23 protein-coding genes are annotated in these 24,466 nt (G+C 39.3%); 13 read left to right on the forward strand and 10 right to left on the reverse strand.

Going from position 1 to position 24,466, the window contains the following annotated elements; all coding sequences use genetic code 11:
• Positions 1–23: 23 nt before the first annotated feature.
• A complete protein-coding gene (locus ABYD77_RS09315) occupies positions 24–923 on the reverse strand; it encodes a phosphoribulokinase (RefSeq protein ID WP_372769184.1) in 900 nt (299 codons plus the stop codon).
• Positions 924–1,046: 123 nt separating this feature from the next.
• Between ABYD77_RS09315 and ABYD77_RS09320 the strand changes: the two genes are divergently transcribed.
• Complete coding sequence (locus ABYD77_RS09320) at positions 1,047–1,928, forward strand: hypothetical protein (protein ID WP_372769186.1); 882 nt, start codon at positions 1,047–1,049, stop codon at positions 1,926–1,928.
• Between the two features lie 18 nt (positions 1,929–1,946).
• Here the strand turns inward: ABYD77_RS09320 and ABYD77_RS09325 are convergent, their stop codons facing one another.
• The 5 genes from ABYD77_RS09325 to ABYD77_RS09345 all read right to left on the reverse strand — a co-directional run bounded on the left by ABYD77_RS09325 (position 1,947) and on the right by ABYD77_RS09345 (position 5,561).
• A complete protein-coding gene (locus ABYD77_RS09325) occupies positions 1,947–2,621 on the reverse strand; it encodes a hypothetical protein (protein WP_372769188.1) in 675 nt (224 codons plus the stop codon).
• Between the two features lie 114 nt (positions 2,622–2,735).
• A complete protein-coding gene (locus ABYD77_RS09330; RefSeq protein ID WP_372769190.1) occupies positions 2,736–4,085 on the reverse strand; it encodes an NAD(P)/FAD-dependent oxidoreductase in 1,350 nt (449 codons plus the stop codon).
• Positions 4,085–4,642 carry a GNAT family N-acetyltransferase gene (locus ABYD77_RS09335; RefSeq protein ID WP_372769192.1) on the reverse strand — a complete coding sequence of 186 codons (558 nt, stop codon included), beginning with the start codon at positions 4,640–4,642 and terminating at the stop codon, positions 4,085–4,087. The genes ABYD77_RS09330 and ABYD77_RS09335 overlap by 1 nt, the downstream gene beginning before the upstream one ends.
• A complete protein-coding gene (locus tag ABYD77_RS09340) occupies positions 4,639–4,977 on the reverse strand; it encodes a DUF2750 domain-containing protein (protein WP_372769194.1) in 339 nt (112 codons plus the stop codon). The genes ABYD77_RS09335 and ABYD77_RS09340 overlap by 4 nt, the downstream gene beginning before the upstream one ends.
• A 5-nt stretch (positions 4,978–4,982) precedes the next feature.
• Positions 4,983–5,561, reverse strand: a complete 579-nt coding sequence (locus ABYD77_RS09345; RefSeq protein WP_372769196.1) for a glutathione S-transferase family protein — start codon at positions 5,559–5,561, stop codon at positions 4,983–4,985.
• Between the two features lie 97 nt (positions 5,562–5,658).
• On the opposite strand from ABYD77_RS09345, the gene ABYD77_RS09350 reads away from it, so the two are divergent.
• Entirely contained in the window at positions 5,659–6,153 is a 495-nt protein-coding gene (locus ABYD77_RS09350) for an N-acetyltransferase family protein (protein ID WP_372769198.1), read from the forward strand.
• Positions 6,154–6,211: 58 nt separating this feature from the next.
• Here the strand turns inward: ABYD77_RS09350 and ABYD77_RS09355 are convergent, their stop codons facing one another.
• Both ABYD77_RS09355 and ABYD77_RS09360 read right to left on the reverse strand, forming a co-directional pair.
• A complete protein-coding gene (locus tag ABYD77_RS09355; RefSeq protein WP_372769200.1) occupies positions 6,212–7,063 on the reverse strand; it encodes a collagenase in 852 nt (283 codons plus the stop codon).
• A gap of 69 nt (positions 7,064–7,132) precedes the next feature.
• Positions 7,133–7,639, reverse strand: coding sequence for a hypothetical protein (locus tag ABYD77_RS09360; protein ID WP_372769202.1), 507 nt, complete (start codon positions 7,637–7,639; stop codon positions 7,133–7,135).
• Positions 7,640–7,823: 184 nt separating this feature from the next.
• On the opposite strand from ABYD77_RS09360, the gene ABYD77_RS09365 reads away from it, so the two are divergent.
• The 3 genes from ABYD77_RS09365 (at position 7,824) to ABYD77_RS09375 (ending at position 13,139) form a co-directional block, all read left to right on the forward strand.
• Entirely contained in the window at positions 7,824–9,644 is a 1,821-nt protein-coding gene (locus tag ABYD77_RS09365) for a cation:proton antiporter (RefSeq protein WP_372769204.1), read from the forward strand.
• Between the two features lie 49 nt (positions 9,645–9,693).
• Positions 9,694–10,395 (forward strand): substrate-binding periplasmic protein, encoded by a 702-nt coding sequence (locus ABYD77_RS09370; protein ID WP_372769206.1) that lies wholly within the window; start codon positions 9,694–9,696, stop codon positions 10,393–10,395.
• Positions 10,396–10,526: 131 nt separating this feature from the next.
• Complete coding sequence (locus ABYD77_RS09375; protein ID WP_372769208.1) at positions 10,527–13,139, forward strand: hypothetical protein; 2,613 nt, start codon at positions 10,527–10,529, stop codon at positions 13,137–13,139.
• A 41-nt stretch (positions 13,140–13,180) separates the two neighbouring features.
• On the opposite strand, the gene ABYD77_RS09380 is transcribed toward ABYD77_RS09375, so the two are convergent.
• Entirely contained in the window at positions 13,181–13,690 is a 510-nt protein-coding gene (locus ABYD77_RS09380) for a hypothetical protein (protein ID WP_372769210.1), read from the reverse strand.
• Positions 13,691–13,779: 89 nt separating this feature from the next.
• Between ABYD77_RS09380 and ABYD77_RS09385 the strand changes: the two genes are divergently transcribed.
• From ABYD77_RS09385 to ABYD77_RS09395, 3 genes are read left to right on the forward strand one after another with little or no spacing between them, the layout of a single operon-like run.
• Positions 13,780–13,983: a DUF1289 domain-containing protein gene (locus tag ABYD77_RS09385; protein ID WP_372769212.1), complete on the forward strand. Its 204-nt coding sequence runs from the start codon at positions 13,780–13,782 to the stop codon at positions 13,981–13,983.
• Positions 13,955–15,907, forward strand: coding sequence for an ATP-binding protein (locus ABYD77_RS09390; RefSeq protein ID WP_372769214.1), 1,953 nt, complete (start codon positions 13,955–13,957; stop codon positions 15,905–15,907). Before ABYD77_RS09385 ends, ABYD77_RS09390 begins: the two co-directional genes overlap by 29 nt.
• Before the next feature lie 50 nt (positions 15,908–15,957).
• Complete coding sequence (locus ABYD77_RS09395; protein ID WP_372769216.1) at positions 15,958–17,079, forward strand: PleD family two-component system response regulator; 1,122 nt, start codon at positions 15,958–15,960, stop codon at positions 17,077–17,079.
• A 21-nt stretch (positions 17,080–17,100) separates the two neighbouring features.
• Here ABYD77_RS09395 and queG read toward each other — a convergent pair whose 3' ends face one another.
• On the reverse strand, positions 17,101–18,240 hold the full coding sequence (gene queG, locus ABYD77_RS09400) for a tRNA epoxyqueuosine(34) reductase QueG (protein ID WP_372769226.1): 1,140 nt from the start codon (positions 18,238–18,240) through the stop codon (positions 17,101–17,103).
• 17 nt (positions 18,241–18,257) lie between these two features.
• On the opposite strand from queG, the gene ABYD77_RS09405 reads away from it, so the two are divergent.
• From ABYD77_RS09405 to miaA, 5 genes are read left to right on the forward strand one after another with little or no spacing between them, the layout of a single operon-like run.
• Complete coding sequence (locus tag ABYD77_RS09405; protein WP_372769218.1) at positions 18,258–19,736, forward strand: NAD(P)H-hydrate dehydratase; 1,479 nt, start codon at positions 18,258–18,260, stop codon at positions 19,734–19,736.
• 11 nt (positions 19,737–19,747) lie between these two features.
• Positions 19,748–20,224, forward strand: a complete 477-nt coding sequence (tsaE, locus tag ABYD77_RS09410) for a tRNA (adenosine(37)-N6)-threonylcarbamoyltransferase complex ATPase subunit type 1 TsaE (protein WP_372769220.1) — start codon at positions 19,748–19,750, stop codon at positions 20,222–20,224.
• Between the two features lie 7 nt (positions 20,225–20,231).
• Entirely contained in the window at positions 20,232–21,563 is a 1,332-nt protein-coding gene (locus tag ABYD77_RS09415; protein WP_372769228.1) for an N-acetylmuramoyl-L-alanine amidase, read from the forward strand.
• Between the two features lie 26 nt (positions 21,564–21,589).
• The gene (mutL, locus tag ABYD77_RS09420; RefSeq protein ID WP_372769222.1) at positions 21,590–23,407 is read left to right on the forward strand and encodes a DNA mismatch repair endonuclease MutL; all 1,818 of its coding nucleotides are present in this window, start codon (positions 21,590–21,592) and stop codon (positions 23,405–23,407) included.
• Between the two features lie 45 nt (positions 23,408–23,452).
• Positions 23,453–24,370 (forward strand): tRNA (adenosine(37)-N6)-dimethylallyltransferase MiaA, encoded by a 918-nt coding sequence (gene miaA / locus ABYD77_RS09425; RefSeq protein ID WP_372769224.1) that lies wholly within the window; start codon positions 23,453–23,455, stop codon positions 24,368–24,370.
• Positions 24,371–24,466 lie beyond the last annotated feature (96 nt).

Genomic DNA, 24,466 nt, shown 5'->3' on the forward strand with positions numbered 1-24,466 from the left:
AATCTAAAATCTAAAATCTAGCTTTAAATTGGCAATGAGTTTTGTCTTAAGTCTTGAAGGGCACGCTTTTTATTGATGATATCTTCAATGAGTGGTCGCAGGATAAGCTCCATCGCTAAGCCCATTTTACCGCCAGGCACCACCATGGTGTTCATACGTGACATAAAAGCACCATTAATCATCTGTAAGTAGTATGGGAAATCTACATCACCAATACCGCGAAAACGAATAACCACAAAGCTTTCATCCAATGAAGGGATGTCTTTTGCACTAAATGGGTTTGATGTATCTACAGTCGGCACGCGCTGAAAGTTAATATGGGTGCGAGAAAACTGCGGAGTAATATGATTGATATAATCATCCATTGAACGCACGATAGAGCCCATTACAGCCTCATGTGAGTGACCTCTGTCTTGCGTATCGCGAATAAGCTTTTGGATCCATTCAAGGTTAATGATCGGAACCATGCCGATTAATAGATCAACGTGGCGTGCAACATCGACATCTTTATCGACCGCACCACCATGTAAGCCCTCATAAAATAAAATATCAGTGTCATTTTCAAGGTCTTGCCATGGCGTAAAGGTTCCAGGTAGTTGGTTATATGGAACAGCTTCGTCGAAGGTATGTAAATAGCGACGACTTTTACCTGTACCGGTATTGCCATAGTCAGTAAATAATTGCTCTAACGAAGCAAGGTCATTAGCTTCAGTACCAAAATAGCTAATGTGTTTGCCTTCTTGGTGGGCGTCACGAATACGTTTATCCATTTCTGGGCGCGTATAGCGATGGAAACTATCCCCTTCAACAAATGCCGCGTTGATGTTTAAGCTGCGGAAAATGTGCTTAATTGCATTGGTCGAAGTGGTAGTTCCTGCGCCGGACGAACCTGTAATTGCAATGATGGGATGTTTGGCAGACATAGAGCACACTTTTTTAGTTGTTTATGTGTTTATATCTGGGCAGCTCGTGTTGGTCAAGTCTGTCTTTATGACAATAGCTATGTTATTAATGGCAAAAATAAGCATTAAAAATAGAAAATATTAATGAAAAAAGCCGCTGTTTTTGCGTTAACTGCCTGTGCAAGCTTTCCTTTATTTGCCAATAATACCGCTTCAGATTTACCAAACACCGATGTGTTTTTAGTTAAGTTAAATGGCAATGCCATTGTTTCTGCTGAAAATGTATCCAACCGAGTTGGCTATGATAATCAACCCAATTTTGTCGATGGTGGCTTGCTCTATACCGCTGGGTTTCATCAGGGTGAGCTATGGCAAACCGATGTTATGCTTTACGACTTCAAAACCAAGCAAACAACCAACTTAACGAAAACTGATGTTAGTGAATATTCGCCAACTAAAGTACCTAATGAAGATGGTTTTTCAGTCATATTGGAAGGGCATGATGGAAGTCAGGAACTTTGGCAATATGGTTTTAGTAAACCAATAACTGCAAATTTATTGCGTAAAGAAGTTGGGAAAATTGGCTATCATGCTTGGGGTCAAAATTACGATTTAATTACCTTTGTGCTTGGAGAGCCGCACGCTCTTTATTTTGGTAATACACAAAAACAAACAGGTAAACCAGTGGCAACTGATATTGGCCGTACTTTGGCGTTTAATAAAACACGCAATGTTTACTCTTTTAGCCAATATAAAAATGACCAGCAGTGGATCACCTTATTCGATAGTCAAAACGAATCACTAAAACCAGTACTGCAACTGCCAGAAGACGTTGATTACTATGCTTGGCATGGTGATGATGCGCTAATTTATGGCAAAGGTAATGCAATATACCATTGGCGATTAGATAGCAGTGATAAGCCTTCCAAATGGCTTGATTTAAGTGCGCACTGTGCACATAAAATCACACGATTAAAATACCAAACCACGACAGATTTACTTGCCTTTGTATGTGACAGAACGTAATTTTCAACTCTTTAAAATCTAGTGCCTATCACAAAAGCGTTGCCAAGAAATATTACTTGGCAAGGCTCTTACACCACGAATTATCTGCCACAATAATTTGCTATTAGAAAACTCATTGTCGGTATAGTCTTTAAAACCCATTAAATAATAAAATGCGTCTTTGCTACCAGCTTGAATCGATGAGATACGAATTTGAGCCTCGAAATTGAGTCGAAAAGAACTAATCGCGGCTTTTCTGCCCTCCAAGTCGATATTGGGGATATGGCATTTTTGCAAATAGCCTGCTCGCTCTCCTTCACCGGAAAACCAAATACGCACTTTTTCGCTGTAACGTCCTGACTTAGAAGGTAAATCGAACATTAATCGCTGTTGGTTTTGGCTTTTTAAATAGGCTAGGTAATCTAAGAACCCATGTTCAATCAGCATGGGGTGAACCGGTACACGCCTAGGTTTGATTTTATTATTGGTGTGAAAGTTAAAGAAGTAATGGCCATCCTGTTTGATTACCGTGTCGACTGTGATTTGACCAATTTCATCACTATATGCGCCAGTATAGTAGCTTAAAAGCGGTAACCAAAAATGCCAGTGTTTGGCTTGCTCGCGAGGCATTTTTTGGTCGCCATAAATATACCCTTTGAATAAGGTATGGATTTCCATATGAGTAAATGGGCGGCGGCCAAGGTGTGACTTCACAGATTATCCACTAAATTAGTCAGTTAGCGACTATTCTAGCAAAAATTGGTGGAATAACTAGGGTCTGTTGTTACGTTAAATCAATTTTTAATAAGAGCGTTGAACACGCTCTTATTAAAAGAACCGATCTTTTACTTGCGCATATTGGTAATAAGCAAATTGACCTAATCGCCGAAAGTTTGCGAAAGGCAAATAAGGCAAAGGTGTATTGTATAGTGGCAACTTCGGCACCTTTGCTCCAGCTACCATTTGTGCCATGCGAAAACCTGCTTGTGCACTAAACGAAACTCCAGCACCACAATAACCTAAAATAAAGCCAAGTTTACCGTCAAAATTAATATGTGGCATATCATCAAGAGCAGCTGCGATAAAGCCATTCCAATAATAATCATGCTCGATGTTTTTGAGTGAAGGAAAGCAGTCACTAAGCCCTTTTTTAAGATTAGCCAAATAAACCGGTTTATTTTGATGTTTGGCATAGACTGCGCCCCGACCACCAAATAACAGCCGATTGTCTGGCAACAAGCGATAATAGTATTTAAGTGTACGTGTATCCATGCATACTTGATTCGTTTGCAAACCAGATTCAGCAAGTTGCTGTGATGTAAGCGGTTTCGATACAAAAATACTGCTTAAAATCGGTAGGTAGCGATTGTTAATCGCTTGATGGCTTTGTTTATTGTTATAAGCATTACCAGCCATAATGAGTTTATTACAGCTGACTTTAAATCCATTAACGCTTAATTCAAACCCATTTGCAGTTTCAATAATGTGTTCAACCAGTGAATTTTCGTAAAGTGTCACGCCACTTTCAAGGGCAAGGGAACGGTAACCCAGTAGTAGCTTTAATGGGTTTACACCAAAGCTGTCACTGTAACGTAGCGCGCCAAATGCCTGCTGGTTTTTCATATAATGAGTATTTAGCTCTTCTTGGCTGAGCCATTGGCATGGTGGCGTTTTAGCGTTTTGTAAGTGAGTTTGAATATAGTCTGCTTGCGCATTTAGGCTTTGCAAAGCGTTTTGATTGTGGGCTATTTTTAAATAGCCATTTTCTTGTTTATCACATTCAATATTATGTTTTGCAATAAGCTGTTCTACGCGATTTACTGCATCACTGAACTCAGCATAAATCCCTTTGCTAACATCAAGCCCCCATTTATTGGTCATTTGTGGGTAACTTAAGCGGCCAGAACCTTTTAATACAAAGCCAGCATTACGAGCACTGGCGCCAAAACCTACTTGATTTGCTTCCAGTACGCACACATCAAGCTGATGTTCGGTTGCAAGATAATAAGCCGTTAATAAACCAGAATAACCACCACCAATAATAGCGACATCATGTTGTTGTGCTTTGCTTACTTTGGGTGTCGTCTTGGGTAATGCAATGGTACTTGCCCAATAGCTCGGTGCAAAGTCTTGCCCCTGACAATGAGGGTGATGCAAAGGATCATAAACGTGAGTCATTAGAATTCAATTACCATTTCTGCAGCACTGCAATGGCAAGGTACGCCACAAATTGTGCATTGATAGTTTTCTTTAATACTGTACTCATACCAGCGGTTTTTATGCTCTTTAATTAACTTTCCATCGGCTTTGGTGAAGTATTTAACTGCGCCATTTCCAGGGCTTTGCTGCCATAAGTGGCCAATACCTGCTTTGGCGCCTTGTTGTTTTAATGCATTAATAGACGCTGTTAATAGCTTTGGACCAATGCCTTTACCTTGTTGGTTAGGATCAACCGCAATACATTTAAAATAGGCCATATTTGCTTGCGAGCAAGGCCACAAAGACGGGCTACACCACTCATCAAGCGGCCATTGATTGGCTGCATAACTTAAGCGTAGTCCCACAACGTTATCATCTTCTAATGCAATAAAGTTGGCATTGATACCATTTTTGGTTGCCTTTTTTTGCATATCAACAAGGCTGGGTAAATCAAGGTAATTATCGCCATGCACTTTATTGGCAAGCAATATTGCTTGTTGATAATAGGCTTCGGTTAGCGGAGTAATGTTGATCATTGTGTTAAGTCGTCGAGCAAAGCGTTCGCTTCGATTTCGATAGCTATTTGTTCATCACTTAAATCTAACCCGACTAACAATTCGTCATCGTGTAAATCGGGAAGTAAGTCAGTCAAATCATCAAGTTCAAGTTCAATCACGTCGAAGCCGCGCCATTCACCACTACATTGTTGCTTAGCAGCATCAGATGATGCCCATAGCAAGAGCACATCACGCTTTTCTTGAAACTCTGAAGGGGCAATTAATAAACCGTTTTCGCTACTAAGCACAAAACATTGTTTAGATTGTTTTACTTGGCTTACAAAGTCTTCTATACGTTCAATGTGTTCGCTCATGCTGATTAATCTCTCGGGGCTGTTTCAGTGTTTGAAGTTCGATGTTGGTGAGCAACATGAAATGCTAACAGTGCTGGAAAAGAAGACATATCCGTTAAGTCTCTAAATATAATCCAGTCAACTAAGCAATAAAGCGAGATAGCAAGATAATTGTAATCGTTAAATTCGCCTTTTGCTGCTGCATCATTAAGTACTGATAATACCCCTTGCACGCGGTCACGTTGTAAATTGAAAAATAACTTATCGTCGTTAGTATCAAAATCAGAACGCTTACAAATTAATAGTTCAACCAGTGAGTCATTCGCTGAATTAATCAGTGTTAAGGTATTTTCCTGATCCCAACTAAGCGGAGAAAAATCTAATTTTTGACTGAGGTAGCGGTAAATAACATTTGAATCAAAAATGACTTGTTCACCATCAACCAACATTGGAATCTTACGTGTTGGATTAAGCTTAACTAGCGTTTCTCTGTCTTGCTCAGCAAAAATGTTTAAATTTAAAAAATCGAATTGAATGTTTTGCTCAATGGCAAGAGCACGTAATCGGCGTACATAAGGTGAGGTTAGCGACCCATAAAGTTGCATAAATAGCGCTCGCTTAATATGAATTTTTGTTATTTATATCAGGTCTTGGCAAGTGTTACTATGGCTGGGTAATGACAATTTTAGTTTGAACATAAAAATGAAAACGCGTTTAGCAACCCAATCAGATTTAGCCGCCATTGTTGATATCTATAATCAGACGATTGAAAGCAGAATGGTAACCGCAGACACTGAGGCGCAATCGGTGGCAAGTAAACAAGTGTGGTTTGATAGCCATACAAAGAGTCGCCCGTTATATGTTGTGACAGAAAACGAGCAAGTGGTTGCATGGCTGAGCTTTAAATCATTTTATGGCCGCCCTGCATACGATGGCACAGTGGAAATTGCTATTTATGTCGATAGTGAGCAGCGTGGTAAAAATATTGGCCAACAGTTACTTACGTTTGCACTGTCATTGTCACCTGAGCTTGAGATAAAAACGCTTCTTGCCTTTATCTTTAGTCACAATACGCCAAGCATGCGCTTGTTTTCTAAAAATGGTTTTGCTGTTTGGGGCGAGTTACCTAATGTGGCAAAGATGGATGATAACGAATACAGCCTAACTATTTTAGGTAAGCGAGTAAGCGATTCATAAACTTAAAAAAGGCTGTTAATAATCGATATAACAGCCTTTGCTAGGAATTTTTTATAAATTACAGTTGATTAAGCCACTGGCTAAAATCACTGTCCATCGATTTACCCCATTCTTTTACCAATGCCTGGTAGCGGGTGTATTGGCCTTTGCGGGTAAGTGAGAGCATTTGTTCTACTTTATCGCGTTGTTTTTCCATCATATAACGTGATGCTAAATAGCCCCATACATAAACACGCTCAGAACCGCCATTTTGTTCATAACTGGTATTAAACAGCTCGCTCAAGTGAATGATTTGCTTTCTAGCTGCTTTAACTGCACGTTCATTGTCTTCACCTTTGGTTATATATTCAGCGATGCCTTCACTCCACCAAACTAAGTGTGGCAGTAATGGTGCGGGTTTTGGGCAGTATTCAGGGCCAGAGTGAGAGTCGTGTAAGTTGGCGCAAAAGTCACCATACATATTAAATCGACCATCTAAGTAGTGCACATATTCATGGCTTAAGTTCCAAATTTGCCCTTTCTTTTGATAGGCAACAAATTCAGCTGAATTATTTGGTAAGTGCGGTAAGCCTTCCAGATACATGCCACCATTATCACTTGGCACGTCGAAATGCGCTGTAACGTATTTCACATAGGCGTCTCGATCTTGGTAGATATTTGCGCGAAGGAAGTGGTTATTATCATTGGCAACTGGTTTGCCTTTGGTATTAAAGGTGTTATGAAAGCGTGCTTCTTGCGTGGATAGCATGTTACACGCAGCATCTTCTTGTTCTTTGCTAAGTGCTTGATGACGTAACACTATGGTGTCGCTACACTGCTTAATATTGCTTAAAACGCTTTCAATGTTAGCGGTATTTGCGTTTGCAGAAGCGGCAAAAAATAGACTAGAGAGCAGGGTTAATTTTTTCATTGGTATATTGTATTCAATTTTCAATTTAGTTTGATTACAGCAAAAATTGAATAGGGGGTCAACAAGCCCTTAAGGATAAAGTTGTATTAAACCTGAGTGGCCTTTCATGTCACCTATAATCCATACTTGCTCAAATGGGTGAGGGCTTGGCATCACAAAATGATGCTGCAGCGCCTGAATATCTTGTGAATGCCAAAAAGGGTTTGCATTACGAATCACTAACCAAACTCGCTTGGAATCATAATGTTTGCAAGCTTTACTCGCTAAAATACGTTGTAATGCTTTGGTTAATCGCGTTTCGATGGGTTCAAGTAGTAACGCACAAAGGTGTTCTTTAGTTTCTGTGCTGAGTTCACGCTGTAAAATTGCCATGGCTTCTTTTTCACTGCCATACAAGTGGGCGATTTCAATATCGAGTTTTTTATCCCCTTGGTAACAACTGATGTCTGGTTTGTTTGGTTGGTTGTGCCAAATGTGGCGCATTGACATGCTAAATTGCTTTTCATAGAGGCGTAAAAAGAGTTTAGCAGCTTGATGTTCAAGTTTGATTTTCTCTCGTTCACTGGTATTTAACATTGAATTACAACAAATTTTAGAAACATTGGAAGTGATTTAACTGTGCCTGCCAAGGCGTTGTAATGCAATTGGTTCAAGCAAAAAAATACTCATAGAAATAACTTTTTATTGTTAAAAAGCTATAGAATTAATAATCGAGGATATACTATGTTTATATTTAGTCTTTTAATATTGTGAATGCTTAATGTCAGCGGTATATATTTCACTGGTTGCATTGTTTTCTGTTGCGGCGCAGTGGCTAGCATGGATTTTTAAAGTACCAGCTATTTTATTTCTTCTTTTAACCGGTCTCTTGCTGGGCCCTGGTTTTAATGTCATTGATCCAGATGCATTATTTGGTGATTTACTGTTCCCTGTTATTTCTTTAGCTGTTGCTGTCATTCTCTTTGAAGGGGCACTTACATTGCATATTCGTGAGCTTAAAGGCCTTGAAAAAGTAGTTCGTAATTTATGCTCAATCGGGATGTTGGCTTCTTTCGTTGTGATTGGCTGTGCTGCGTATTTTGTACTTGGCTTAGATTGGCGAGTTGCAGCTGTGTTAGGTGCCGTACTTGTGGTTACAGGGCCTACTGTAATTGCACCACTCCTAAATGCGATGCGCCCTCATAAAGATGTCGATAAAGTGTTGCGATGGGAAGGGATTGTAATTGACCCTATTGGCGCTTTATTTGCTGTACTTGTGTTTGAGGCTGTGATGCTTACAGGTCAGGAGAGTATTTTTAATCATACCCTTGGCGCGTTGTTTATGACGCTGATGGTGGGGTTATCACTTGGTTTATTTGCAGGTTGGTTTACTAGTTTGCTTATTCGTCGTCAGTGGCTGCCATTTGAATTGCATAAGTTTGGTATTTTAGCGTTGGTACTCGGCACTTTTAGTATTTCAAACTATCTTAGTCACGAATCGGGGTTGTTAGCTGTTACTGTGTTTGGTATTTGGCTAGCGAATCAGGACGATTTAGAAATCGATTCCGTGCTGGAATTCAAAGAAGAATTATCCATGATTTTAATATCGAGCTTATTTATTTTATTGGCGGCGAGGTTGCATATAGACGATATAAAACAATTGGGTCCAAGCGTACTTATCTTTATGGCATTTGTGTTGTTTGTGGCTCGCCCCATGTCTATTCTATTATCAACATTTGGCTCGGACTTAAATTATCGTGCGCGGGCTCTTTTAAGTTGGATAGCACCGCGTGGTATTGTTGCAGCTGCAGTTGGTTCTGTATTTGCACTTAGTATGGTTAAAGCAGGTGTGCCAACATCAGAAAAACTAGTGCCACTGATTTTTACAGTGATTATTGTAACCGTGGTTTTACAAAGTTTAACGGCAGTGCCTCTAACTAAATTATTAAAGCTACGGCAGCCAGAGCCATCTACTGTGTTGATTATTGGTGCAAATCATGTAGCGCGTGAAGTGGCAAAAGGGTTAAATGATATTGGTGTGAGTGTTTACTTATCTGACCCTGCTTGGGAAAACTGTAAAATGGCACGTATGGATGGACTCCCTTGTTATTATGGTAATCCACAGTCAGAACATGCAGAGCGTTACTTACCGCTAACGGATATCAGTAAAGTGTTGGGTTTATCACCTAATCGTCATTATAACGCACTTGGAATTCAGCATTTTGCTCATTTAATTGGCGAGGAAAAAGTATTTTCACTGAAGTCTTCAGATGTGCATGCAAAGGCCAATAAAGACAGTGCCACATTTTTATCTAGGCAAAATTTGTTTGCACAAGATGCTACTTTCGCTCGGTTATCAGGCATGATTGCCAAAGGAGGGAAAGTGAGCGCTACACGAATTGCGGATGCCTTTACTTGGGAAGATTATCTAGAGGTGAATAAAGAGGCTATACCTTTATTTATTTGGCGCCAGCAAGAGTATATAGTGCCAGTTGAAGTCGATGGAAAGCAAATTCCGGTTGAAGGGGATTCTGTTATTGCATTGCAGCCTGCTAAGATGAGTGTATTGAAAGAACCACAAGTTAGCCAGGTGACTGACTAGAAGTATAAGGAGAGGCTGTATTTACCGTTCAATTTTCATTGTTGTTATTTTGCTGTTTAGTGTTGATGGAACAGCCTCAAGTAAAACAGAGCTTTCGGTTGTTACTGAAGAGTGGCGACCGTTTAACTATACTGATGAAAATGGCGAAATTGTTGGTAGCTCTACCATTAAAGTAAAAGCAATTCTCGATAGCTTAGGTTATCAGTATCAAATTCATAGTTACCCTTGGGTAAGGGCTATGGAGATGGCAAAAACAAATACTAACACCCTTTTGTATTCAATTTTTAGAACCCCCGAAAGAGAGTCGTTATATCAGTGGGTATGTCCTTTAATGGCATCAGTTAAGATTTACTTATTTCACTTAAAAGATCGCACAGATATTAATTTAACATCGCTTGATGATGCAAAAAAATATATTACATCGGTAAGGCGAAAAACGCGCGGTCATGATTATTTAATTAATCAAGGGTTTGTAGAGGGGGTTAACTTGGATGTGACATCCGACCCTGAAGCTGAAAAACGAAAGTTTCTAGCAGGCAGAGTGCATTTTTTGATGCAATCTGAATGGGAAATGTCTGAACTCTTAAAAACAAGCAATCTCAGTTTTAAAGATGTGACACGCAGTATTGAAGTTACAAGTAAAAATGCACGCCAAGCATGTATTGCGTTTAGTAAAAGTACAGATAAACGCATTGTTTCTGAGGTACAAGATGCGTTAGATAAATATAATGCTAGGTTTGGTTTGCAATAATTAACTAAAAATATTTTAACTATTTATCTGATTAAAATCGATTTTTCGCCACAGAGTTATTGGCAATAATGCGTTAAATGCGTAAGCTTATAATAGAACGTTAATTTAGTTAATCTTTGGTTACATCATCAATGGGAAAGTTTAGAGTTTTATTACTTTTTGTTGTGTTAATTTTTGCATTTTTCTCTTCAGAAAGTAATGCGAATTCTGCAACCTGCATTTTGCTTAAACAGCAGATGAGCACTTACGCAAACAGTAAAACACATCCTACTTATCGACGTGCACAAAGAGATTATGAACGATTTTGTAACCAACCTGAAAATGTTGAAAATAAGCCTGTAAAATCAACGCCTACAAATGTTCCTGTTTTAACTGATGCTGAAAAGCGGTTAGCGCAAGAGCAATTTGAAGCTTTAGAAGCACAACAAAAACTACAGGAACAAAACTTAGGTGATAATACTGAAACATCCAGTGTCCTAGAACAAACTGAGGTATTAGAGCAAAACCAGGAAACGATATCGGAGCAGTCCGAATCACTTCCCCAAACGCAACCTAAGCCAAGCCAAGCTAACCACGCAAAAAATACTCCAATACAATGGCAAAACGATATCCCAGAGCAACAAGGTAGCCTGCTTGAAGCAATGATGCTACCGATTATGATGTTAGTTGGGGTGCTTATTGCGATCTTTATCTATGTGAAATATGTACGATCGCGAATGGATGAAATTAAAGAAAAAGCGCAAGAGATGTCAAAAGAGATTGTGGCTGCGAGTGTTAAGGTTGCGGAAAAGAAAAAAGGAAAACCTGCAAAAGGGGCTCTCGATCCTGATTTATATTTCCGTAGACAACGTATTGAAGTTACCTTACCAAGTGGTCAAGAAGTAATGCTTGATAGTGTTATCGCTTCACAATTTGGTGTCTTTGTTGTTCTTGCTCAGAAACAACGTGGTGCAATTATAGGTAGTGCTTCTTTACCTGAATGGAAAGAGCAAGTTGGTGATGAATTAGTAAGCTTTGAAAGCCCATTAAATGTGGTTAATCAATGTTGTCATGCAATAGGACAGATAATTGAGCTCAGTACGGAAGTTGAACCTATAGTAGCATTCAATGACATGGCTGTCTTTAAATCTCAATTTCCTATAGCTGTGATGCATAAGAAAAAAATAAATGAGTACATAGTTGGGTTTAAAGAGCTTAAATACAGTGATGAACAAGTAGATGTGTGGCTTGAAAAAATTGATGCATATATAGCAGCAAAAGGCGAACAAAAGCGTTTAGCTGAGGAGCAACAAAGACAGCAAAATTTAAATCGTCATAATGAACAATTAACGCAGATACCAAGTCAAGCTATGTCTCCTGCTGAGTTAGGTGAGCAAGAAATCGCTGATAATGAGCAAGAAACGCAGTACCCAGAGCCTGGTTCTTATATTGAATCAGTTTCTGAAATTGTACCGGATAGCCAAGATATTTATCGCATTGAAGAACCAGATAAACCTGCGGTTGACCACATAGCAGAACTTGATGCGATTTTAAATAAAGCTAAAGAATTTACAGAAAAACTAGATAGTATTAGCTCAGCACCTAGCACACCTGCAAATGATAATGCGCCGAATGAAATAGCTAAATTACCTGAAAATCTTGACTCTGCAAATAGAACTCCCGAATTTAACGAGTTAAATGAAGAACAAAATAGAGTTTCGCCTCAATGTGATGAAATAACAACAAGCTTGCCGGAAGAATCTGTAAGCCCTTCATTTGTGGATGAACCTGTTTCAAAAAATGAAAACGAAATTACGCCAGATTCTTTTACACATCTTTCATCAATAGAACAAGAATCAATGACAGACATTGAGCTTGGCTCAGCTTTAAACCGAGATGATGCTGAAGATGCAAACAAATTAGATTCATACTCGCCTGAAACTGAAGACCCGTATGATGTAATGCAAGTTAGCGATGCTTCCGAGTTTGAAAATAGGGATTTATTAGAAGAGAACCACCAAGCGAATGATAAAATAGTTTCCAACAAAGAGTTCTCTAACTTTGGTCAAAATGATGACACTCCCGATAATATGGTTCCTCATTCAGAGTTTAAGCGCAGAGCTGCGAAACGTGCTGTTGATGATGGTATGTTTGACTACCTAAATCATTACGATGATAACTCATCTCCCATTTTGAATGAGGATGATACTGACCATAGCTTAGAAGAAGAGTTGGCGCAAAGTCTAGCGGCAGGTAAAGGCTTCTTATCAGGGTTAGATGAAGCGGGTAAAAATGACATATCTGAAGATACTTTAGAAACGTCTAAAACAATTGATAAGCTTGGTGAAAAATCGGAGCTCGATAAAACAATAGAGAATGATTTAACTTCAATTAATCAAGAAAGCGATCTTAGTAAATTCGATAATTCGCTTTCAGAATCAGAAGCCAGTGATAATGACCCCACCGATACAAATATTGGTGGTTGGCGTGCAATTAAAGCGCAGGTGGATCAGCTTGAAGAAACTACCCCGCTTGATGATGAGCAGGCCGATGACGTACCAAAATCGAGTTGGCGAGCATTAAAAGAACAAGTTGATGCAGACGAGCCTCAGCTATTAAAAGAGTTAGAAGAAGATGATAAAAAAGAAGATTCAACTAAGCCATCGTTATTTTCTAATTTAGAACTTGATCCCGATTGGGCGCCTAAACCAGCTCCAGAAAAAGTTTTTAAGGTTAAACCTGAAGATGATCCAGACAACAACTAATTAGTAGAGTACGCTCAATGGCCAAACGCTTTGGCCATTATTTATTTTTCACATTGTTCAACTAGAGAACGTAAGTGTTCACCAAGGTCTTTTGTTTTGGTTTGTCCATTAGTGATTAGTTCAGCTGCTTGTTGCTGAATTTGATCGACATCATATTGCTCTAACATATGTTTTACATAAGTCAGCGCATCTGTGCCCTGACGAATTAAATCAGGTAAGCTTTCTAGCGAGAGCTCTTGTTGAGAAAGATTGGATAAAGTCACAAGTAACTCAGATAAATCGATAGAATCTTGTAATGCTCCTTCAACTTCTATAAGTGCACCCATAGGATCGGCGTCTAACTTTGATGCAACACAGGCGGCAACTGTCCCCGCTTCAGCCCCTTGTTTAACTGCGGATAGTCCCTTTGTACGAATATCTTCAATAGCGTGTTGTAATTCTTGGTGTTCAGAAAAATATTGGCGTTCAAGCGCTTTTTTGGGATCTTCAGCAAAATCACATGCGGCTAATGTTGAGCCGATCATAGTAATCATTAATAACGTTTTTTTCATAGCCTTTCCTTATCAGCAGAAATTAAGGCGAGTATATCTTAATGTTCTAAACTGTAAGTAGGTATTGTAATGAAAATAAGCTTAATACAATGGGTGAAAGCAGCATAAAAAGTCCCTGTGTTGAAAACTGCTGTTTAAATGACAAAGATGTATGTTTAGGCTGTTTTCGCACCTTAGACGAGATTTTATCTTGGTCGAGTATGAGTTTTTCGCAAAAGCAAACTACGCTTAATCTATGTAAACAACGAAAACAACTAGCATCATATGCAAAAAAGGATTTTAATTCTAGATAATTCAAGCGTCTTAGCTATGCGCTTAAAAGTATTACTAGAGTTGTTAACATGCCATGTAGATCTGCATCATTATAGTGATTTTGAACCATCTGAAGAACCCATTTATTATGAGGCAATTATTTTTGCTTCTGGAGTACCAGAAAAATTAGTATTACAAATTCAAAAACGTTATGGCGATGTAAATACTTTTTTACTGGCCCCAAATGCAGAAGGGAATAAATTACGCGACAGTTTTACCAAACTCGCAAATGCATTGCCTGCTGCATTGGTTATCCACCCTTTTTATAACAATAAAGAGGTGATTGGGCTACTCGAAGAGGGTCTTTCTATTGGTGCTGCAAACCTCAATATCAAACTACCCAAAATACTCCTAGTTGATGATAACAAAGCTCGCTTAAGTGGATTAGAGTCGAGCTTAAAAGGGGCACACATTGATGTAATTACTGCAGACACTGATTATGCGGCTATAGGTCGTGCTGCACTTCATCAAATTGACTTATTAGTCAGCGATTTTAATATGGGAGATATTTCTGGTATAGATATTTTCAGTCAGATTAAAAGCGTTAATCCAAGTTGTCGTTGTATTTTAATTACCTCTAAACCACATCAAAGCGCTTTAATTGAGGCTATTCGCTTGGGGGTGGATGATGTACTCGAAAAACCGCTAAATGAAAGTGTGTTATTGCAAGCTATTTATAAACTTTGGCACAGTGAGCAGCTAGAGCGAAACAATGTTGAGCTTGTAAATCGCCTGCAAGACACTGTTGACGCATTAATTGAAAAAGACAGCTTATTGCGTGTCATCTACAAGAATACCCCTGATGCAATCGCTATTTTCAATAATGACGGTGCAATTTTAGAAGCTAATGACGCTTTTCTTAATTTATTTTCGCGCGATGGGGATGATCTTAAAAGTCTGTCTTTTTATGAATTGTTGGATAGTAGTATCTCGCAAGAAATAAAACATAATATTACCAGTTTTCAAACTCAGTTTAACTTTGAGTTTGTTGTAAATACAATGAGAGATGACATTATTCCATTTTCTGGGTCGTTTAGTGAAATTGATGTTCATGGCGAGTCGGCAACTGCGGTTATTTTAAAAAATATTGCTCATTTAAAGCGAAAGCAACAGTTGCTGGAAGAGGCAAAGCTGGTTCTTGAAGAAAAAGTCAATATCCGAACACAGGAGCTCGAAAATGCAAAAAATCAGGCTGAGTTTGCTAATAAGAGTAAATCTGAATTTTTAGCTAATATGTCACATGAGTTGCGTACTCCAATGCATTCTATATTAAGTTTCTCCCAGTTTGGATTAGATAAACTTAGTAGTGAACCTGTGCCCAAAGATAAGTTACAAAAATACCTCACTCGCATAGAAAGTTCTGGTCAGCGATTGCTGTCGTTATTAAACAACCTGCTAGATTTATCTAAATTGGATGCTGGTAAGTTTCCGTTTAATCCCAGTCAACATAATCTAAATCAGCTTGTACGAACAAGTATTGATGATATGTCAGGAGCACTGTTAGCTAAATCAATGCGAGTGCATTTTGTGCCTGAATTAGACCCGTTTTTTGTATTTTGTGATTGCGATCAAATAGCTCAAGTTATCAGAAACCTATTGGGTAATGCCATTAAGTTTAGTGATGAGAAAAGTGAAGTTGAAGTAGTTATTGAGCATTTTAACGATAATGTTCAATTAGCGGTAATTGATACTGGGTTGGGGATACCCGAAAGTGAGCTAGAAAAAATATTTAATAAATTTGAGCAAAGCAGTAAAACCAATCGTGGTGCAGGTGGAACAGGTTTAGGGCTTGCTATTTGTAAGGAATTTATAGAATTACATAAAGGGAAAATTTGGGCACAAAACAATATTGAAACAGGGGCGACGGTGTTCGTAAGTTTGCCTGTTTGTAATTCCTTTGACTAAGCTGAGATAGGTATGGAAAAAACAATGAATTGTATTACAAGGAGCCAGTTATGAGTTCATACAGAGTGCTTGCTGTTGATGATGAGCCATTTAATTTAGAAATCATCGAAGAGATATTAGAAGACAGTTATGATTTGCACTGTGTGGCTAGTGGTCCAGAGTGTTTGGAAATTGTATCTAAAATAAACCCTTGTGTTATTTTACTTGATGTTAGTATGCCAGATATGGATGGTTATGAGGTTTGTCGCCGTTTAAAAGAAAATCCAGAAACCTCTAATATCACGGTTATGTTTGTATCTGCGCGCGGCTCCGTTGAAGAACGAATTGCAGGCTACAATGTTGGCGCTGAGGATTATATTGTTAAGCCATTTGGCCAAGAAGAGTTAAGTGGAAAGCTAGACACCCTTTTTAAAGTCGTTGAAAACAAGCGTATGCTAGAGCAGCAACTACAAGATGCGACCGATACGGCATTTAATGCAATGGCCAACAGCAGTGAAATGGGCAGCATTGTTCAATATGTTGAGCACATTGGTAAAATTGATGAAAAAGAAGAGTTGGCGCAAGCATTGATTAACTGTCTGCGTGGCTTTGGTTTAAAAAGTAGTATTGAATTTCGCACCAACAATCAACGTACGCAATACAGCTCAGAAGGACTGTGCTCTCCAATGGTGGTGGAATTGTTTGAGCTGTTACAAAATAAAGGGCGGTTATATGAATTTATGCCTCGAGTTTTGGTTAATTATCCGAGAGTGAGTTTACTGATTATGAATTTACCTGGTGATGATCCTGAAAAGCTTGGGCGAATTCGCGATAACATTTGTTTTGTCGTTGGTGTTACTGAGCACCAATTAGATGCGATTCTAACGCGTAAGCAACTCGCAAATCAAAAGCTAAAATTACGTCAAGCGTTTTCAATGATACGTGATAAATTTGAAGATTTGGTTGGTGTACTTAACCTTAGTCATGAAATGAATGAAGCTATTTTTAGAGAGTTACAAGAAGAATTTGAAGCGCGTATTCCTCATATGGGACTCGATGAAGATCAAGAGCTTTATATTTATAAAAAAGTGGATGAAACCATCCTAAAATCGGTTGCCCGTGAGGACTTATTGCAAGATGTAACGCGTGCGTTTACTGATATTGAAACAGACTTAAGTGTGATGTTGAAATAGTGTTTTGTAATTGCCAAAAGATTAAGCGTCTCTTGGCAATCCTTTTTCTACAATGCGGATCAAACGTTGCGTTTTATTATTTTTTAATGAAATTTTTTGTTGCTGTTGTAGTAGCGCCCACTCGATATGTTCTCGCACCAGCTCCGAGGAATCCTGTTTTGCATTTTCAAGGGCAGAGATAACTTTTTTACTGTAAGGTGCATTGCCAAGTGCAACAGCAATATTGCGTCGCCATCTTTCAATACCAATTCGGCGTATCGCACTGCCTTCGGTATTTTTTAAGAAGGTCGCCTCATCCCAAGCAAACAATGTTAGTAAATCTTGGCTTTTTAGTTGTTTACGAGCATGAAAGTCATCTTCTTTGGTTATTTGTCCGTAGCGATTCCAAGGGCAAACTAATTGGCAATCATCACAGCCATAGATGCGATTACCTAAAAGGGAGCGAAACTCTTCAGGAATAGCACCTTGCTTTTCAATGGTTAAATAAGAAATACATCGTCTGGCGTCAACCACATAGGGTTCGACAATCGCACCTGTAGGACAGGATGTAATACACGCCACACAATTACCGCATTTATCTTCTACGATTTCTTTGTTGATGGGCAAAGGCAAGTCAATAAAGAGTTCGCCCAGGAAAAACCACGAACCAGCCTCTTGATTTAAAATAAGAGTGTGTTTACCAGTCCAGCCAAGACCTGCTTTTTCGGCTAATTGTCTTTCTAACACTGGTGCTGAATCGACAAAAGGGCGAAACCCAAGAGATACCTGGTGTGCTTCAAGCTCTTTTTCCAAAAGTTTACCAAGTTGTTTTAAACGATTGCGCATCAACTTATGGTAATCACGTCCAAGTGCATAACGGCTAATATAGGCAGTTTCTTTATTTTTTAAATCTTTGGCAAAGCTTGCATCGGGTGGCAAATAATTCATTCTTACTGAAATAACTCGCTGCGTTCCCGGCACTAATTCCGCAGGACGAGCTCGCTTCATGCCGTGTGCAGCCATATATTCCATTTCACCATGGTAGCCTGCATCTAACCAGCGTTGTAACTGCGCTTCATGTTGCGAGAGATCAATATCCGTAATATTTACTTGATCAAAACCAAGCTCTTTTGCCCAAAACTTGATTTTTTCTACCAAATTCGGATAGTTAAGAGTAGACATACCAGTAGGTGAAATAAATGACGTCAGAATTAACCACCAATTTACCACAGTTTGCATATAGCGCCCAACAAGTAAAAGAACATGAGGCGTTGGTTGCTGCCAAAAAGAACATCCCTATGTACTCTTTAATGCAAGCTGCTGCGCAATCGGTATTCGATTTAATGCTTTTGAAATATGCAAATGCAGAAAAAATACAAATTATTGCTGGTGGCGGAAATAATGGTGGCGATGGTTATTGGGTGGCTAATTATGCATTACAGCATGACTTTGATGTCACTGTTTACAGTGTGAAATCGCCAACTCAACTTACTGGAGATGCAAAATCCGCCTATGACGATTATGTAAAACTCGGTGGTAAGGTGGTAAATGAACTCGACCCTGATTGCGACATGTATATTGATGCGTTACTGGGAATTGGCTTCTATGGTGCGTTAACAGAACAATATGTGGAGGTTATTACTCAGGTAAATGCGCTTAACAAACCTGTTATTGCGGTTGATTTACCTTCTGGGTTAAATGCCTCTTCAGGGGAAGTTGCTTCAGCATGTATCAAAGCAAATTATACGGTGAGTTTTATTGCGTTAAAACAGGGCTTATTAACAGGCAATGCAACTGAATTTGTAGGAGAGCTGTTTTTCGCAGGTCTAGGCCTAGCAGAGTCATTTATAGAAAGTGTTCCTCCGTCAGTATCATTGGTCGATTATGAATTATTAAAGTCTCAACTTCCGCCTCGTCATAACAACGCCCATAAACAACAGTTAGGCCATGTGCTACTGATTGGTGGAGACGAAACCATGCCTGGGGCTATTCGTATTGCTGCAGAGGCTTGTTTACGCGCAGGTGCAGGGCTTGTCTCAGTTGCTACGCATACTGAAAATCCTGCAATTATAATGCAAGGGCGTTATGAATTAATGGTTTATGGTATTTCTACCCCTGAGCAGCTTACAACTTTAATCGAAAAAGCAGATGTTTGTGTTCTTGGGCCAGGGCTTGGTCAGTCATCTTGGGCAAAAAATATATGGTCTAAGGTTATCAATAGTGCAAAGTATCTAGTGATTGATGCAGATGGCCTCAACTTTCTCGCGAAATATTCTAAAAAACTGTCAAATGCGATTTTAACACCTCACACGGGTGAAGCGGGGCGTTTGTTACAAGTATCCAATGATGAAATTGAACTTAATCGCTTCGATTCAGTCACTAAATTAGCAGATAAATTCAATGCAACTGTAGTACTTAAAGGTGCTGGTAGTTTGATTTGTCAGCAAGGGGAGATTGCGCTAAATACATCTGGCTCAGCAAGTATGGCAAGTGCTGGGATGGGCGATTGTTTATCTGGTATCATTGCAGCCTTAATTGCGCAGGGAATGACAGACTTTGAAGCCGTTCAATTGGCTGTTAATATTCACGGCAGAGCTGCAGAGCTTGCTGAACATGAAGGAAAGCGGGGCTTGTTGGCCGCTGATTTATTTCCTTTTATAAGAAAACTCGTTGATTAGTGGAGAAGTAAATGAATCAACAAGATCATGTTTTTGAATGCTTTTTGGCTGATGAGAATGCCACTGTGGCCATGGGTACCAAACTGTCTCAAGTAATTGATAAAGGTGCAGTGATCTTTTTACACGGTAATTTAGGTGCAGGAAAAACGACGCTAACACGTGGTGTTGTTAAAGGTTTTGGTCATAAAGGCAATGTTAAAAGCCCAACGTATACACTTGTTGAACCTTATGAATTAGCCGAACAGCATATTTACCATTTTGATTTATACCGCCTCGCGGATCCTGAGGAATTGGAGTTTATGGGTATTCGAGATTATTTTGAAAATAATTCAGTGTGCCTTATTGAATGGCCTGAAAAAGGCGCTGGAATGCTTGCACAAGCAGATCTAGAGATTACAATGGAATATGTAGAGAGTGCGCGTAAAATAACCATTTCGGCAAATACCGAGAATGGCATTACAATAATAAATAAGCTTAAGAATGACTAACGATTCGATTAGTAAACAAATTTATCTCAGTTTTATAGCGGTTTTTTTGTTGCTTGTAAGTACTTGCTTACAAGCGACGAATAAAATCGATAGTGTGCGTGTTTGGCCCTCGCCTGAAAGCACGCGTGTTGTTCTGGATATGAAAGAAAAGCCAGAATACAGCTATTTCTTTTTAAAAAATCCCCTACGTTTGGTGGTTGATATCAAATCAACTCCTGGGCGCAATGCGACCTTTCCAAAAATAGAAAAAAAACATCAATTAGTTAAGAAAATTCGCTACAGTACGCCCAAAAATAAATCAGATACTCGTTTAGTATTCGAGCTATTAGCACCTGTAAAACCAGTGATTTTTTCATTGGCGCCAACTGGCCCATACAGTGACCGCCTCGTATTTGACCTTTACAGTAAAGAAAAACCAAAAGCTGAGACTGTAGTTAAAAGCCGTGATATCAGTAGTGACCGCGATATTGTCGTTGCTGTTGTGGCTGGGCATGGTGGTGAAGACCCAGGTTCTATTGGACCTTCAGGCACCTATGAAAAAACCATAACATTACAAATCGCAAAACGTTTAGCTGCTAAAATTAACGCTGAAAAAGGCATGACAGCTGTGTTGCCGCGCACCGGTGATTACTATGTAAAATTAAATACTCGTACTGATCGCGCGCGTGACAAAAAAGCGGACTTTTTAATTTCGATTCATGCAGATGCGTTTACTTCGCCGCAACCTCGGGGGGGATCTGTTTGGGTATTATCACTCAGACGTGCAAACTCTGAAATTGGTAAATGGATTGAGAATCGAGAGCAACATTCAGAATTACTGGGTGGTGCAGCAGACGTTTTAAAAGATACCCAGCAAGAGCGGTATCTAGCACAAGCGTTACTTGATATGTCGATGGATCATTCAATGAAAACAGGCTTTGAAGTGGCTGAAGATGTGATTGCTGAAATGAGAAAAGTGACGAAGATGCACAAAAGCTCGCCTCAGGCAGCAAGCTTAGCTGTGTTAAAATCACCTGATATTCCATCTATTTTAGTTGAAACCGGCTTTATTTCTAATCCGACTGAAGAGCGACTGCTCAAAACACGCGAGCACCAAGAAAAACTTGCTAATGCGATTTTTAAATCAGTGAGAGGATATTTTAAAAATAACCCTCCTGAAGATTCGTATTTTGCAAAAGTTAAAAAAGAACAACCGCGTATTCATAAAGTACGCTCAGGTGAGTCTTTAAGTTTGCTCGCAAGTCGTTATGGCGTTTCAGTCAATTCATTGAAAGAGGCAAATAAATTGTCTTCAAACACGCTTTTTGTAGGCCAAAATTTGGCTATTCCTAGAAGCTAAACTCGCTCAAAAGCAGAACTATTACTATGTCTATACAAATATTGCCTGCGCGCTTAGCTAACCAAATTGCGGCAGGGGAAGTGGTTGAAAGGCCTGCATCGGTTGTTAAAGAACTGGTCGAAAACAGTCTTGATGCAGGTGCAACTCGTATTCAAATAGATATAGAACGCGGTGGTCACAAGCTCATTCGTATTCGTGATAATGGTGCTGGCATTGAAAAAGACCAACTAACTTTAGCCTTGTCGCGACATGCAACCAGTAAAATTAAGTCGTTAGATGACCTTGAGCAGATTATTTCGCTTGGCTTTCGTGGAGAAGCGCTTGCTTCAATTAGCTCAGTATCAAGACTTACGTTGACCTCAAAAACCGAAAACCAAGATGAAGCTTGGCAAGCGTATGCTGAAGGACGAGATATGGCGGTGCAAATAACTCCTGCATCGCACCCTAATGGCACAACAATAGAAGTTGTTGATCTGTTTTTTAATACACCTGCACGACGCAAATTTTTACGCACAGAAAAAACCGAATTTCACCATATTGATGAATTATTAAAACGAATTGCACTATCGCGTTTTGATGTTGCAATTACGCTCAAACACAACGGTAAAGTCGTGAGACAATACCGCTCCCAAATGCAAAAAGAAAGCTATGTAAAACGTGTGGCACAAGTTGCTGGCAGGGTATTTGAGCAACAAGCTGTGTACGTTAATTCTGGTGATGAAAGACTCAGCCTGCATGGTTGGGTTTTACCTATGGGCAGTAAAACTGAGCCGCAATACACCTATGTGAATGGACGCATGATGCGCGATAAACTCATTTTTCATGCGATTCGTCAAACCTTCGAAGAGTATGCCCCTGGTTATGACATCCCAGGGTTTGTGCTTTATTTGGATATAGAACCAAGACAGGTTGATGTAAATGTGCACCCAGCAAAGCATGAAGTGCGATTTCATCAAGGACGCTTAGTGCATGATTTTATTGTTCAGGCAGTGCGACAAGCGATTAGCTTTGAGCAACCTTTGATAACCTCAGACGTTCCAGCACAAAATGTAGCTTTGCAAAATGAATATCCCTTATCATTAGGTGAAAGTGCGCTCTCTCAAACGAATGAGATTGAAGTCCGTGAAGTACGCCCATCCTATTTAGGTGGGCAAACGTCATCTTCTTACCCTAAATCACCATTAAGCCAGCAAACGCATGTGCCAATAGGAACCAGACAGCAGTCTGTTAATGCATTTTATCAAGGTGTTGCAGAACAAAGTTTGCCTCACGCAACAAAAGCTGCTGAATTTAATGATATAGATGAGTGCAATACGAGTGTGGTTTGCAGTGAATTATTGCCTTTACGCCAGGGCAAAGCGCTGCGTTCAATATCTGGGGAAGCACAATTAATAGACTTAGCACCAGCGTTACCAGCGCTTTGGCAACAGCAAGTAGAGCAATTCGGTCAATTAGAAAGCAAAAGTTTATTGCTTCCTGTACGCATTAATTTGTCGAGTGATTTACTTGAAAAGGTAGAACAACATTTATCATGGCTGGGTATTTTAGGGTTTGATATTGCTGTTAACACACAGTTTTTATTAGTGAAAAAGTTACCCGAAGTGCTCTATTCAGTGGATGTTAATTTAATCTTAGATAATCTAGTGGAAAATGTTTCTGAAACGCAAACGGTAACTGAGCTTCAATTTTGGCTTTGTTGGCTACAGCAAATTGTTGAAGCGAAAACGTTAAATTACTCAATAACTAAACAATTAGTCGAGTTTGTAGTAAAAAAGCCTGAATTAATTGCCAGTTTTAAATCGAAAACTGTTAAAATTGACTTAGATAACAGTCTTTTTGACTAATTTTGAAAAGTGCATTTAGTCACTTAAGCGAACAGAGGTAAAACCTTGCAACAATTGCCAATTATCTGCTTAATGGGTCCAACAGCATCTGGTAAAACAGATTTAGCAATACAGTTGTGTCAGCATTTAAATACTGAAGTAATTAGTGTGGACTCTGCGCTAGTTTACAAGGGTATGGATATTGGCTCTGCGAAGCCAAATGCAGATGAGCTGGCATTAGCACCGCATCGACTCATCGATTTAATCGATCCTGCTGATAGTTATTCTGCTGCTGACTTTCGCCGTGATGCGCTAGATAATATTGCCGAGTTGCACAGTCAAGGTAAAATTCCGCTCTTAGTGGGTGGTACCATGATGTATTTTAAGGCATTGCTTGAAGGGTTATCACCATTACCGAATGCAGACCAAACTACACGAGCGCAATTAGAAATTGAAGCGCAAGAAAAAGGCTGGCCGGCAATGCATAAAGTGTTAAGTGATGTGGATCCTGTCGCTGCAAGCAAAATCAATGAAAATGATTCACAGCGAATAAATCGAGCCCTAGAAGTTTACCGTTTAACGGGTAAACCAATGAGCGAATTACAGAAGGTTAAAGCTGAACCGTTACCTTTTGAGGTTTTGCAGTTTGCTATCGCACCAAGCGATCGCACTGTTTTACACCAACGTATTGAAAAAAGATTTGAAATAATGCTCTATATGGGGTTTGAAAAAGAAGTAATGACCTTATATCAAAGAAAAGATCTGCACCCAGACTTACCATCAATTCGATGTGTGGGTTATCGTCAAATGTGGGATTTCTTGGCGGGTGAGTGTGATTACGATGAAATGGTTTTTAAAGGCATAGCTGCTACGCGTCAGCTTGCAAAACGTCAGTTAACTTGGTTACGTGGCTGGCAAAATATTACTTGGCTAGAAACTGGCGATGAAGAAAACTTGCAACGCGTGTTAAGTTCGCTAAGCTAGTATAGTGGTGCAGTAAAAATAATTGAATTCGTTAGAGTTATCGAATTTTATAAGAACACCTAGAACTAAGGAAAATAACAATGGCAAAAGGCCAAT

This window comes from Pseudoalteromonas sp., assembly GCF_041629635.1.
Classification (GTDB): domain Bacteria; phylum Pseudomonadota; class Gammaproteobacteria; order Enterobacterales; family Alteromonadaceae; genus Pseudoalteromonas.

Excerpts from the sequence above, each read along its gene's own strand:
- ABYD77_RS09320 (WP_372769186.1), top strand. The coding sequence starts at position 1,047 with ATGAAAAAAGCCGCTGTTTTTGCGTTAACTGCCTGTGCAAGCTTTCCT.
- ABYD77_RS09380 (WP_372769210.1), bottom strand. The coding sequence starts at position 13,690 with ATGAAAAAAACGTTATTAATGATTACTATGATCGGCTCAACATTAGCC.
- mutL (WP_372769222.1), top strand. The coding sequence starts at position 21,590 with ATGTCTATACAAATATTGCCTGCGCGCTTAGCTAACCAAATTGCGGCA.
- queG (WP_372769226.1), bottom strand. The coding sequence starts at position 18,240 with ATGTCTACTCTTAACTATCCGAATTTGGTAGAAAAAATCAAGTTTTGG.
- ABYD77_RS09360 (WP_372769202.1), bottom strand. The coding sequence starts at position 7,639 with ATGTTAAATACCAGTGAACGAGAGAAAATCAAACTTGAACATCAAGCT.
- ABYD77_RS09385 (WP_372769212.1), top strand. The coding sequence starts at position 13,780 with ATGGGTGAAAGCAGCATAAAAAGTCCCTGTGTTGAAAACTGCTGTTTA.
- tsaE (WP_372769220.1), top strand. The coding sequence starts at position 19,748 with ATGAATCAACAAGATCATGTTTTTGAATGCTTTTTGGCTGATGAGAAT.
- ABYD77_RS09345 (WP_372769196.1), bottom strand. The coding sequence starts at position 5,561 with ATGCAACTTTATGGGTCGCTAACCTCACCTTATGTACGCCGATTACGT.
- ABYD77_RS09375 (WP_372769208.1), top strand. The coding sequence starts at position 10,527 with ATGGGAAAGTTTAGAGTTTTATTACTTTTTGTTGTGTTAATTTTTGCA.
- ABYD77_RS09405 (WP_372769218.1), top strand. The coding sequence starts at position 18,258 with ATGACGTCAGAATTAACCACCAATTTACCACAGTTTGCATATAGCGCC.
- ABYD77_RS09395 (WP_372769216.1), top strand. The coding sequence starts at position 15,958 with ATGAGTTCATACAGAGTGCTTGCTGTTGATGATGAGCCATTTAATTTA.
- ABYD77_RS09390 (WP_372769214.1), top strand. The coding sequence starts at position 13,955 with ATGCAAAAAAGGATTTTAATTCTAGATAATTCAAGCGTCTTAGCTATG.
- ABYD77_RS09330 (WP_372769190.1), bottom strand. The coding sequence starts at position 4,085 with ATGACTCACGTTTATGATCCTTTGCATCACCCTCATTGTCAGGGGCAA.
- ABYD77_RS09340 (WP_372769194.1), bottom strand. The coding sequence starts at position 4,977 with ATGAGCGAACACATTGAACGTATAGAAGACTTTGTAAGCCAAGTAAAA.
- ABYD77_RS09355 (WP_372769200.1), bottom strand. The coding sequence starts at position 7,063 with ATGAAAAAATTAACCCTGCTCTCTAGTCTATTTTTTGCCGCTTCTGCA.
- ABYD77_RS09335 (WP_372769192.1), bottom strand. The coding sequence starts at position 4,642 with ATGATCAACATTACTCCGCTAACCGAAGCCTATTATCAACAAGCAATA.
- ABYD77_RS09365 (WP_372769204.1), top strand. The coding sequence starts at position 7,824 with ATGTCAGCGGTATATATTTCACTGGTTGCATTGTTTTCTGTTGCGGCG.
- ABYD77_RS09315 (WP_372769184.1), bottom strand. The coding sequence starts at position 923 with ATGTCTGCCAAACATCCCATCATTGCAATTACAGGTTCGTCCGGCGCA.
- ABYD77_RS09350 (WP_372769198.1), top strand. The coding sequence starts at position 5,659 with ATGAAAACGCGTTTAGCAACCCAATCAGATTTAGCCGCCATTGTTGAT.